Here is a 13,421-nt window from a genome sequence, read left to right as displayed (position 1 = left end):
CTTGATTGAGCTATTGACAATTATACCGAACGTTCAGTACAGTCTCATCATACCGAACGCTCGGTACATACCGGATACCTTAAAGAGAAACTCTATGATCAAACTCTATGGTCACGCAATGTCTGGTAACAGCTACAAGGTCAGACTGCTGCTAGAACTGTTAACCCTCGAATACGAATGGATCAAAGTGGACTTGATGAAAGGTGAACAAAATTCGCCAGAATATCTTGCCCTCAACTCGTTTGGGCAAGTGCCTTTGTTAGTTGATGGCGACCTCAAATTAGCAGATGCTCAAGCCATTTTGGTATACTTGGCGCGGCAATATGGCGGCGACTCGTGGCTCCCTTTAGATGCTTTACTGTTAGCACAAGTGGTTCGCTGGTTATCTATTGCAGCCGGAGAAGTGCGTCAAGGCCCTGAACAAGCTCGGCTTTATTATTTGTTTGGCATATCTAACATCAACATTGAACGGGCGCATCAGAAAGCAGAACACATCCTGACACAACTGAACCAACGCTTAAGCGATCGCCTCTGGTTAGAGTTGGAGCATCCCACGATCGCTGATATTGCTGTTTTTCCTTACGTGGCTCTGGCACAAGATGGCAAGATTGATTTGGCTCTATATCCCCATGTGTTGACCTGGATCGATCGCGTTAAACAACTCCCTGGTTACATTTCTATGGCAGGACTGTAGGCATCACGTTCCTTAAAGGGAAGAAAAATAAAATGGTAAATTCAGGCTGGTCAGGTAGCGCATCTCCTTTTCACCCCGGCGAACTGACCATTCAAGCCCGACTCGGCATCCAGCAGCGAATGGATCAGCAAGGACGACGAGCCATTCGAGACTATCTTCCTGAACAGTTTCGGCAGTTCTTTGCTCAACTTCCCTATGTGATTGTGGGCACTGTGGATGCAGTCGGCAGCCCTTGGGCTTCTATTTTAGTCGGAGAGCCAGGCTTTCTCTCTTCGCCTAGCGATCGCACTTTGCAAGTGATTGCTAAACCTCTGTTTGGAGATCCCTTAGTCACAACCCTTGCTAACGGAATTGATATCGGTTTACTCGGTATAGAACTACAGACGCGTCGTCGTAATCGCCTTAATGGAACAGTTATAGAAACTCATCCAGACGGGTTTGAGATACAAGTGAGACAAAGCTTTGGTAACTGTCCTCAATACATTCAGGCACGCAGGTTTGAATTAGATCCAGATGAAGTATCTCTTTGTCCATCGGTTTATCAGATCACAACATTAGGAACAGTGGAACAAGCCATAATTACGGCAGCTGACACGTTCTTCATTGCAACGTCATATCAAGACGAATCAGTAGGTGCTGCAAGCGGCGTAGATGTCTCTCATCGGGGGGGCAAACCTGGCTTCGTGCGCATTGATCATCATCAGACCTTGACCATTCCCGACTTCTCTGGCAATGGTCACTTCAACACTTTTGGCAATCTGGAGTTAAATCCTCGTGCAGGACTGCTGTTTGTAAACTTTGGGCAAGGTAGTCTGCTCTATCTAACAGGCACCGCTGAAGTCATTTGGAAAGGGACTGAAATCACTGCTTATAAAGGGGCAGAGCGCTTGTTTCGCTTCCAGTTGCATCAAGGATATCGAGTGGAAGGCAGCATTCCTTTACGAGGGTCAGATCCAGAGTTTTCGCCCTTCTTAGATCACACAGGTTCTTGGTAAAGAGCACCAGAGCGATCGCAACGCTGCGCAGTTTTGTAACATTGACCTTTTCTAAAAATGTTCCAAGATGGAATAGACCTAGTTAGATTCATAATACTTATATTTTCCTTCCAATAATCACTATTTAGATAGGTTGACATTTAGTCAATCCCCCTTAGGAGAGATTGATTTCTCTTTCATTTTGCTGAAAACTAATATGACACTTGCCATATTAAGCACGCTTATGAAACTGGTTAAACGGGAAATTTCCAAACCGACAAATGGGCTCGTACAACCTGCTGTTAGCACGCTGATTCACGAAATTCGGCAGTTGACGCAGCTAACACAAGTACAGCTTGCAGCAGCATTGGGAGTTTCTTATGAAACAATTAATCGATGGGAGAATGGACATATTCAGCCTTCACCTCTGGCAATGAAGCAGATTCAATCATTTGTCAATCAATTAAGTTTGTCTCCATCAATGGCTGTACAGAATCAAAGCAAGCAGCTTCTGACTCAGTATTTTGTAGAGGCAGGGCAGGAAGAATGACCGAGGATCAGCAGGCTAGGCAGGAGACAAAGATAGAAAACAGCTTATTTGCAGGCGGGGGTGAGATGGGTGCGCTCATGCGATCGCACGATTGGACTCGAACACCTTTAGGAGCCGTAGAGCAATGGTCGCAAAGCCTTAAAACAGCAGTTCGTATTATGTTAACTTCTCGGCAGCCCATGTTTGTCTGGTGGGGGAAGGAACTTATTAATCTCTATAACGATGCTTATCGAGAAATTGTGGGCGGAAAACATCCGGCGGCATTAGGTCAACCGGCTGCTGCGGTGTGGCGCGAGATTTGGGATCAGGTGGGCCCGCGAGCAGAATCTGCAATGTTTAAGAATGAGGGAACTTATGATGAAGCATTGCTACTGATCATGGAACGCAATGGCTATCCAGAGGAAACGTATTACACCTTCTCCTATAGTCCGGTGCCTGATGATCAAGGGAACACGGGCGGTATTATTTGTGCTAACACTAACGACACGCAGCGTATTATGGGCGATCGCCAGCTTATGCTGTTGCGAGAACTCGCTGCCCAAACCGCTGATGCCCGCACTTTTGAAGAAGTTTGTGCGCTGAGTGCAAGTTGTTTAGAAACCAATCCCTATGATTTGCCGTTTGCGATGATTTATCTAGCTGATCTCGATCGATCATGCTTTTCCTTAGCAGGAACGTGTGGAATCGATCGCCATCATGCAGCAGCAGTCGAATCTGTTCCATTCGATTCTGATGCAGTTTGGTCTTTTGGAGAGATCATCAGAACGCATCAGGCTTACCTAGTTTCTGATTTAGAAGCCTTGTTTGGTCAATTACCGACGGGGGCCTGGCAGCGATCGCCTCATCAAGCTTTGATCGCACCTTTGGGCGCAAAGCCTGTCTTTGAAGGAGATCCGTTCTCGAGTCAACTAGCTCAATCTGGAATCTTGGTGGTAGGGTTGAACCCATTGCGGTTGTTCGATGACAACTATAGAAGATTGATTGATTTAGTTGCGGCTCAGATTTCAGCCAGTCTTGCCAATGCCAATGCCTATGAAGAAGAACGTAAACGAGCAGAGACATTAGCAGAACTCAATCACGCTAAAACTACTTTTTTTAGCAATGTCTCACATGAGTTTCGTACGCCATTAACTCTCATGCTTAGCCCTCTTGAAGACACCCTGGCTAACGCGACCGACGAATTATCTCATCCCTTGCGAGAGACGCTAGAGGTAGTGCATCGTAACGGATTGCGCCTACTAAAGTTGGTCAATACTTTACTCGATTTCTCCCGCATTGAAGTAGGACGGAATCAAGCGTTGTATGAACCCATAGACTTATCTGCTTTTACAGCAGAACTTGCAAGTGTGTTTCGGGCAGTGATCGAGCGGGCTGGTTTACACTTAATCGTTGAATGTGAGCCTATTCCTGAATGGGTTTATGTCGATCGTGATTTATGGGAAAAAATTGTTCTTAACTTAATCTCAAATGCATTCAAGTTTACGTTTGAAGGGGAAATCACAGTTCGCTTACAAACCAGCGATCAGCAGGTTGTGCTGACGATACAAGACACAGGCGTAGGAATTCCATCTCATGAGCTACCTCACTTATTTAAACGATTTCACCGAGTAGTGAGCACTCGTTCTCGGACGTATGAAGGTTCAGGAATTGGGTTATCGCTCGTACAAGAGCTAGTCAAGCTGCATGGCGGTACAGTTAGCGTTACTAGCGTGGTAGAACAAGGCACAACATTTACGATCGCCATCCCGTTAGGTTCTGCTCACCTGCCTCCAGAACGTATTCAAAGCGATCGGACGTTGCAATCAACAGCTTTAGGGGTAGCTCCATTTGTTCAAGAAGCCTCTCGTTGGATTGCGGAAGAAGATGTGGACACCCGTAAATATCTAAACCTGGATGCCTCTGAAACTCCTGCTCCGGCATTGCAGCCACAGGGTCGCATTCTTCTCGCAGATGACAACGCCGACATGCGCGAGTATGTCAAGCGACTCTTGAGCCAATCTTATGAGGTTGAAGCGGTTGCTGATGGGACTGCCGCCCTCTGTTTGATCAGAGCATCACTCAACGGCAAAACCAAAAAACCTTTGCCCGATTTAGTTCTCACTGATGTCATGATGCCAAAACTTAATGGTTTTGAGCTTCTGCAAGAATTAAGATCTGATCCTCAAACCCAAGATCTGCCTGTCGTCTTGTTGTCCGCGCGAGCAGCCGAAGAATCACGGGTTGAAGCACTAGAAGCTGGAGCCGATGATTATGTGATTAAGCCTTTCTCAGCGCGTGAATTGATAGCACGGGTGCAGTCAACCTTAAAATTAGCTCAATTGCGGCAGACCACTGCTCAACAAGAGCGACGCAGTGAAGAGCGTTACCGAGCATTTGTTGAACAGAGTTCAGAAGCGATTTGGTGCTTTGAAATTGAAGAGCCGCTACCAATCAGTAGTCCTGAAGACGAGCAAATTCAGCAATTTTATCAGTACGGCTATCTATCAGAATGTAATCAAACAATGGCACAAATGTATGGCGTTGCTTCACCTGAAGAACTCATTGGAGCGAGGCTAGGAGATTTTTTGGTGCAGTCAAATCTTAAGAACATCGAATATCTACGAGCCTTTATCGGCTCGGACTATCGCCTTGTAGATGCAGAATCTTATGGAGTTGATCAGCAAGGCAATTCAAAAATCTTTTTAAACAATTTGGTAGGAGTTGTTGAAGATGAAAAGCTGCTGCGAGCTTGGGGAACTCAGCGCGATATTACCGATCGCAAGCAGGCTGAAGAGCGGTTGCAGCTTTACGCGGATGTGGTTCGGAATACCCAGGTAGGGATGGTGGTGTGGCAACTCGAAGACTCTAACGATCCAGGTTCTTTTCGCTTACTCATTGCCAATCCAATGGCATCGGCAGCAACGGGTATTAATTTTGAGCCCCTCATTGGCATGAGTATGGCTGAAACTTTCCCAATGCTGATACAAACATCGCTAGTACAGCAATATATGACGGTCGTTCGCACCGGAGAAGCCCTAGACTTAGGCGAGGTTCCTTACCAAGAAGACGGCATTACCGCAGGCATTTACAGCTTGAAAGCGTTTCCACTTCCCAATCAATGTTTAGGGTTATCGTTTGAAAATATCACCGATCGCAGACGAACTGAAGCCCAGCTTCGTGAGACTCAGCACTTTAACCAACAAGTTGCAGAAACAATGCCTGGCATTTTGTTTGTGCATGACTTGCTAGAACAGCGAAATGTGTATTTTAACCGCCAGATTACTGACCTGTTGGGCTACACCACTGAGCAAATTCAAGCAATGGGAATAAACATCGTTCCAACGATTATTCACCCTAACGATTTAGGACATGTCGCAGATCACTTCGAGGCATTTCGTTCGGCACCTGAAGGGGCAGTTTTAGGGCTTGAGTATCAGGCTCGCCATGCTAACGGCGAATGGCGTTGGATGTATTCTCGAAGCGTTGTGTTTAGTCGAACCGCAGAAAACCTACCGCGCCAAATTTTAGGCGTGTCGATCGACATTAGCGATCGCAAGCACAGTGAAGAATCTCTACAGAATGCTCAGAGCCAACTGGAATCTGCTTTAGAAGCAGGCGCGATATACACTTGGCGCTGGAAAATTTTAGAAAATCAGCTTTTCGTCAATGCTGGATTTGCTCACTTGTTTGGAATCGCTCCTGAACAGGCAATCAACGGATTACCCGTTGAGGCGTTTGTTAATTCGATTCACCCAGACGATCGCGATCGCGTTGTCGCATCAACTGATCGATCGATCGAAACAGGCGAGAACTTTACATCTGAATATCGCGTTTGTACCGCCAGTGGTGAAGAACGATGGGTGACCGCACGGGGTCGGGTTGAGTATGACGCTGATGGCACAGCGATCGCTTTTCCGGGCGCACTAGCAGATATTACTGAGCAAAAACAAATTGAAGAAATCCTTCGGCAACGCGAAGCCGAACTGCGTTTAGTGACTAATAGTGTGCCTGCCCTAATTTCTTTTGTCGATCGAGAGCAACGCTATCGATTTAACAATCGAGGTTACGAAGAATGGTTTGGGCACCCGGCTAGCGAGGTTTATGGCAAGTGTTTATGGGAGGTATTGGGGAAAACGGGTTACGATATCATTCGTCCCTATGTAGAACAGGTGTTGAAGGGAGAGCAGGTTACCTTTGAGACTTACGTCGCTACTGTCGATGAAAAAACTCGTGATGTGAGTGTGACCTATGTGCCTCGATTGGACGATTGCGGTACCGTTCAAGGATTTGTGGCACTTATTAATGATATTAGCGATCGTAAACGCGCTGAATTTGAACGCGAACAGCTACTTGCGCGGGAACAAGAAGCACGAGAGCAAGCTGAGTCTGCAAACCGGATTAAAGATGAATTTTTAGCCGTATTGTCTCATGAATTACGAACGCCGTTGAATCCGATTTTGGGATGGTCTAAGCTGTTGCGACGCGGCAATTTAGACGCTACTAAAACAGCCCATGCCTTAGAGACGATCGAGCGCAACGCTAAACTACAAACTCAGTTGATAGAAGACTTGCTTGATGTCTCTCGCATTTTGCAAGGAAAGCTTAGCCTTAAGATGTCTCCTGTTGATTTAACGGCAACCCTGAATGCTGCCCTCGAAACTGTGCAATTGTCGGCGGAAGCGAAGTCAATTCAACTTGAAACTCACTTTAATGCAACTGAACAAGTTTTAGGGGACTCAGCACGGCTTCAGCAAGTCGTTTGGAATCTCCTTTCAAATGCTATTAAATTTACGTCAACGGGGGGGAGCGTTAGCATACGGTCAGAACGCATTGAATCGCAGGTGCAAATTCAAGTGAGCGACACAGGTAGAGGCATTCCCGATACCTTTTTGCCCTACGTCTTTGAGTACTTTCGGCAGGCAGACGGCAGTACAACGCGTACTTTCGGTGGACTAGGGTTAGGGTTGGCGATCGTGCGTCATTTAGTCGAACTGCATGGGGGAACCGTGCGCGCCGATAGTCCTGGCGAAAATCAGGGTGCAACGTTCACCGTAACCTTACCGCTCATTCAAACGAAGCATGAGCACCTTGATGCGTCAAACAGTCCTTCCTGCGAGTTCGATTCGTTAACGTCGCTAACAGGAATTCGGATTCTGCTAGTTGATGATGAAATCGATTCGCTAGAACTAATTACCTTTATCTTAGAGCAAGCTGGCGCTACAGTAATCTCAATGCCATCGGCGATCGCAGCTTTAGGCGCTTTTGCCCAAGCCCAGCCTAACGTGTTAGTGAGTGATATTGGAATGCCCGAAATGGATGGCTATATGTTAATTAAACAGATTCGCAGGCTACCACAGAACGAGAAAATTCCGGCGATCGCGCTAACAGCATATGCCGGAGAAATTGATCATCGACAGGCACTTGCTGCTGGGTTTCAACGACATTTGTCTAAACCCGTCGATCCAACCCAATTGGTTGATACGATCAGGCTATTAGCAGCCTACTAATTCCCTAAACTCAATCGGGCAATTGTCACTTTACTCTATTTTTCTCAAGTTCCTAAGCACAACCTTCTATGCCTGAAGATCTGCCGCAACCGCCTGTCACCTCCGTTCCTCTGCCTGCCAACGAGACAGAGCGACTGAAAGCCCTGCGGCGCTACAACATCCTTGATACGCCGCCCGAAGCCGCCTTCGATCGCCTGACAGCCTTAGCAGCTCGCCTGTTCGATGTCCCGATCGTCCTGATTTCGCTGGTCGATGAAACCAGAGGTTGGTTTAAGTCTTGCTATGGCTTTGACGTGTCTGAGGTAGAGCGAGATACAACCATTTGTAGCTTCGCCTTACTCTACGACGATGTTTTAGTCATTCCTGACACCCGGCAGGATAATCGGCTGGTATGTAATCCCTTTGTGCAAAGTGAGCCAGGGCTGCGTTTCTATGCAGGTGCGCCACTCATTACAGAAGATGGCTTTACTTTAGGCACGCTCTGCCTACTCGACACCAAGCCGCGCGATGCTTTGACTCCTGAGCAAACTGCCACCCTGACTGATTTAGCCGCCATGGTGATCGATGAGCTAGAGCTACGGCTAGCCGCACGCAAGGTTGCCCGCATTGATGCAGCTTTACTGGAAGTAACCCAAGGGATTGCTGCCGCGACTGGAGAAGCGTTTTTCTATGCGTTAGTGCAGCACTTTGCCAAAGTTTTAGAAGTTGACTATGCCTACATTGGTCTGGTAGCCGACTCAGAAGCAGAAATGCTGAACACGATCGCAGTCTGCGCCAAAGGTGAAACTATTGATAACTTTGCCTACTCGCTACACGGTACGCCCTGCCAGCAAGTCCTTCGTCAGAAAAAACTCTGCTGCTATCCTCGTGACGTGCAAGCTACATTTCCCTATGCCCCTCTCTTAGAGCCTTTGCAGGTCGAAAGCTACATCGCCATTCCAATTTTTGACTCTCATGGTACCGCGATCGGGTTGCTCGGCATGATGCACGGCAAACCTTTAGAAAACATCCAGATTGCAGAATCATTGCTCACGATCTTTTCCCTGCGAATTGCCACTGAACTAGAGCGACAGCAAACTGAGAAGGCAAGACAGCAAGCGCAAGACGAGTTACAAAGTCTGGTAGAACAGCGCACGATCGAGTTATCTAAAACGAATGAATTACTTCGTGTTGAAGTGGTTGAACGACAGCAAGCTAAAGCAACCCTCGAAACGGAGCAAGAGTTGCTTAAAGCATTGCTCGATAACGTGCAGGCAGGTATTGTCGCCTGTGATGCCGATGGTATTCTAACCTTGTTCAATCGCTCTGCCCGAGAATTTCATGGACTCCCCGAACAACCCTTGCCCCCAGAGCAATGGGCAGATTACTATGACCTGTACCTGCCCGGCGGCAAAACGCGGATGTTCAAAGAAAATATCCCTCTGTTCCGAGCATTACAGGGACAGGTAGTGGATAAGACTGAGATGATGATTGTACCAAAACAAGGAACGCCACGAACGCTATTAGCCAGTGGACAAGCGATCGTCGATGCTCAAGGTAATAAACAAGGTGCAGTTGTCGTTATGCACGATATTACCAAACGCAAACAAAACGAAGCCGAACTGCTCATTTCAGATGTTGCATTGCAGCAAATGCCCGACGCAATTTTGTTAACTGATTTGGAAGGTAAGATTCAACGTTGGCTAGGCAACGCCGAGCAAATCTTTGGCTACACGGCAGCCGAAGCGATCGGTCAGCCCGTTAGCTTTTTGCATCATCCTGATATTTCACCGATCATGACGGCTGAAATGATTCAGTCTATTGAAGACAGTGGAGAGTTTTGCGGTGAAGTGCCTTGTCAACGAAAAGATGGCTCGGAAGTACCTATTGAAACGACTGCAAAACTGGTTCATGATAAAGACGGAAATCCGATCTTTTTCATTGGTATTAACAAAGATATTACTGAGCGTAAACAGGCAGAAGCTGAACGTGCCCAGCTAATTCGTGAGCAAACCGCTCGGTTAGAAGCCGAAGCCGACCAGCAGCGATCGGCGTTTTTGGTGAAAGTCACAACTGTGCTAGCTTCGTCGTTGAACTATGAACAAACTTTGGCGAGCGTTGCTAATTTAGTTGTGCCATTTTTTGCAGATTGGTGCGCCATTGATTTATTAGAATCCAACGGCGAGATTCATCGGGTAGGGGTGGCGCACCGAGATCCGGAGAAAGTGAAGTTAGGCTGGGAACTTCATCAACGTTATCCTAAGCAGATTGATGATGCAGAGGGAATTGCAAAGGTTTTACGAACTGGGCAAGCCGAATTTGCGGCTGAAATTTCAGATGCAGCGATCGCCCTTATCACTCAAGATGCCGACCACCTGAAAATTATCCGTGAGCTAGGCTTAAAGTCTTGCATCATTTCACCGCTAATTGCCCGAGGACAAATTCTAGGGGCAATTTCGTTTGTTACCGCAGAGTCAAATCGTCACTACACCAGGGCAGACCTCATTCTGGCAGAACGCATCGCCCATCGTGCCGCGATCGCCCTCGACAATGCCCGACTTTATCAGGGGGCACAGCACGCTCAACAGGCTGCCGAGCAGTCAGCCGCGCGGCTCTCTCGGCTTCAACTAGTGACTGCTGCCTTATCCGACTCGCTTACGCCTACTCAAGTAGCAGATGTGATTGTCGATCAGGGCATTGCTGCATTGGGAGCAAACTTTGCACTGGTAGCGCTACTTAATGAGGCTAACTCCGAATTAGAAATTGTCCGAACGCTAGGGTATGAGGCAGAACAGATCAATGGCTGGCATCGGTTTTCCCTTGATGCCCCAGTGCCTCTAGCAGAGGCAGTACGGACTGGGCAGCCCATTTGGGCAGAGTCTTCAGCAGAACGAATCATCCGTTATCCTCATCTTAGGGAAAGCTACGAGCAGCATGATATCGGTGCTTGGATCTCGATTCCCTTAAAAGTAGAAGGTCGGGCATTAGGTGGGATTTCCTTTGGGTTTAGCGAACCTCAACTGCTGGAGGCAGAAGATCAAGCTTTTATTTTGTCGCTGGCGCAGCAGTGTGCCCAGGCGATCGCGCGTACAAATCTCTACGAAGCAGAACAAACGGCGCGCAATCAGGCTGAAGCCGCTAACCGAATTAAAGATGAATTTTTAGCCGTACTTTCCCACGAGCTACGAACGCCACTTAACCCAATTTTGGGATGGGCAAAGCTATTGCGAAGAGGCAAGTTAGATGAATCTAAGACTGCTCAAGCTTTAGCAACGATTGAACGCAATGCTAAGCTTCAATCAGAACTGATTGAAGATTTATTAGATGTCTCCCGAATTTTGCAAGGAAAGCTCAGTCTCAATGCTTATCCGGTTGATCTGGTAGACACGATTCAAGCCGCAATGGAAACGGTGCGATTATCGGCTGAAGCAAAAATGATCCAGGTGGAGGTGGTTCTTGACCCGCATGTGAGACTGGTATCAGGAGACTCAAATCGATTGCAGCAAGTCATTTGGAATCTTCTTTCTAATGCAGTTAAGTTCAGCTTACAGGGAGGAAAAGTAACGCTTCGCCTGGAACAGTTTGATGAACAAGCTCAAATCACAATTAGCGATACAGGAAGAGGAATTCATCCCAACTTCCTGCCCCATGTCTTTGACTACTTTCGCCAAGCAGATGGCGCTACAACCCGAAAATTCGGTGGACTCGGTTTGGGTCTGGCGATCGTGCGTCATCTAGTGGAACTGCACGGCGGAACTGTTAAAGCAGAGAGTTTAGGTGAGGGACTAGGTGCAACCTTTACAGTACGGCTACCGCTCATGCCAACTCAACCTGTAAACCTAAATCATGAACGTTCATCTGAACGATCTTGTGACCTGAGTAACATCAATATTTTAGTAGTCGATGATGAAGCTGATACCCGAGACTTTGTTGCTTTTTTACTGGGACAAGCCGGAGCGAAGGTAACAGCTGTCGCTTCTGCTGCGGATGCCCTGCTCGCTCTAGCTGAGTCTAGCCCCGACCTGTTACTGAGCGATATTGGAATGCCTGAAATGGACGGTTATATGTTGATGCAACTGATTAGAAAGCTACCTCCCGATCAGAACGGACAAATTCCAGCGATCGCGTTGACAGCCTTTGCAGGAGAAATTAATCACCAACAAGCTGTTTCAGCGGGCTTTCAACGACACATTTCAAAACCAGTTGAATCGGATCATCTCATTGAAGTCATTGCGACCTTGCTTTCTTCTAATTAGATGCAGTAGCTCATGTAGAGCCTAGGTGCAAGTCTTATTTGCCTAATGGTAAATGGCTAGGGAGTTGCGATTAAATAACGCCCCGAACCGCCCCCTAAATCCCCCATTCTGGGGGACTTCCGAACCTGTTAAAGTCCCCCAGAATGGGGGATTTAGGGGGCTGATAAGTCAATGCATCCCATTGGGGTTTTATTTTCACGCAACTCCCCTAATGGTGAATAGCTAATAGTAAAGTTAGAGATTTTATCCAGTAGGTTAGGTTAAGTCAGCGATACAGTGAGGTAGACCTCTCCCCAACCCCTCTCCTGAAGGAAAGGGGCTTTGAGTAGATTATGCTTCCAGGGGTCGCTAACGAATTAGGCTTTTAAGTAGTAGTCAAAAAATGTCATCGATCTCTCCCAAGCTAGCTTGGCTGCTTCTGCATCATAGCGAGCCTCGTTGGTATCGTTATGAAAGGAATGGTTGACACCGCTATACATGGAGATTGTGTAGTCTTTTCCTGCCGTTCTTAGGGCTGTTTCATAGCCAGAAATCTCCTGGTTAATTCGTTCATCTAGTCCAGCATAGTGGAGCAGTAACGGCGATTGTATATTAGGAACTGCCTCGGCTGGAGGGACAGAACCGTAAAACGCGATCGCGGCTCCCAGATTAGGAGCGCTGACTGCCAGTTGGTTTGTCATTGCGCCTCCCCAGCAAAAACCGACACAGCCAACCTTGCTCGTAGTATCAGGTCGATTTTGCAGGAACGCTAGAGTTGATTTTAAGTTGCTTAAAGTTTGCTGGCTATCTAAAGCGCTAATCATTGTCCGAGCCTGATCTTCATTGTCAGGCGTACCTCCTACTGGAGAAAGGAAATCTGGAGCTAAAGCCACGTAGCCTGCCAAAGCGGCTCGTCGAGCAACATCTTGAATATGAGCGTTCAGCCCTCGGTTTTCGTGGATGACAATCACCGCAGGAAGTTCACCCGGCATGTCTTTAGGTTTAGCCAAGTAGCCTTTCATGTTTCCACCCGCACCTGGGTAGGACAGAAATTCGGTGGTGAGTTGAGGATCTTTTTCGTCAACCATAGCCGACTTAGCATAATTATTTTCCAACAGCGGCAGCAATGCTGTTGCAGCAGCCGTACTTCCGGCTAAGGCGACAAGCCGTTTGAAAAAAATACGTCGAGGCAAAGCAGTATGGGTGTATTCATCAAACAGATCGATAATTTTTTGCTTCATGACGATGGAGTTGTGCAGCTTTTTAATGAGGGCAAAAGAGGCAGGGCGATCGCCGGTCTCTCTTCACTTTTTGTAACATATTTGTCCTTTGAGAATTCAGTGACCTGTAACAGAAAAATGGCGCAACAATTCTGAATCCCAACCCCAACGCAAGTGATAGGTTGTTTAAACTGAATGCTCAAATGAATGCTCAGAAAAACCCTTGCTACCCCAACTCAGCCATTCTGAGCGTAATGATTAACCCGATCGCTGCTAGAGTTAA

Annotated in this window: 5 protein-coding genes; 4 read left to right on the top strand and 1 reads right to left on the bottom strand. The window is 47.3% G+C overall.

Annotation, left to right across the window (positions count from 1 at the left end; all coding sequences use genetic code 11):
* Positions 1 to 94: 94 nt before the first annotated feature.
* The 4 genes from KME11_11245 to KME11_11230 all read left to right on the top strand — a co-directional run bounded on the left by KME11_11245 (position 95) and on the right by KME11_11230 (position 11,939).
* Complete coding sequence (locus KME11_11245; GenBank protein MBW4515791.1) at positions 95 to 694, top strand: glutathione S-transferase; 600 nt, start codon at positions 95 to 97, stop codon at positions 692 to 694.
* A gap of 32 nt (positions 695 to 726) precedes the next feature.
* Positions 727 to 1,689, top strand: a complete 963-nt coding sequence (locus KME11_11240) for a pyridoxamine 5'-phosphate oxidase family protein (protein MBW4515790.1) — start codon at positions 727 to 729, stop codon at positions 1,687 to 1,689.
* A gap of 375 nt (positions 1,690 to 2,064) precedes the next feature.
* Complete coding sequence (locus KME11_11235; protein MBW4515789.1) at positions 2,065 to 7,704, top strand: response regulator; 5,640 nt, start codon at positions 2,065 to 2,067, stop codon at positions 7,702 to 7,704.
* A gap of 68 nt (positions 7,705 to 7,772) precedes the next feature.
* Positions 7,773 to 11,939, top strand: coding sequence for a PAS domain S-box protein (locus tag KME11_11230; GenBank protein MBW4515788.1), 4,167 nt, complete (start codon positions 7,773 to 7,775; stop codon positions 11,937 to 11,939).
* A 356-nt stretch (positions 11,940 to 12,295) separates the two neighbouring features.
* Here KME11_11230 and KME11_11225 read toward each other — a convergent pair whose 3' ends face one another.
* The gene (locus tag KME11_11225; protein MBW4515787.1) at positions 12,296 to 13,159 is read right to left on the bottom strand and encodes a dienelactone hydrolase family protein; all 864 of its coding nucleotides are present in this window, start codon (positions 13,157 to 13,159) and stop codon (positions 12,296 to 12,298) included.
* Positions 13,160 to 13,421: the final 262 nt, after the last annotated feature.

Source organism: Timaviella obliquedivisa GSE-PSE-MK23-08B, from assembly GCA_019358855.1.
GTDB classification, from domain to species: domain Bacteria; phylum Cyanobacteriota; class Cyanobacteriia; order Elainellales; family Elainellaceae; genus Timaviella; species Timaviella obliquedivisa.
Note: the sequence above shows the minus strand (reverse complement) of the source record. Positions and strands in the feature narration are given on the sequence as shown.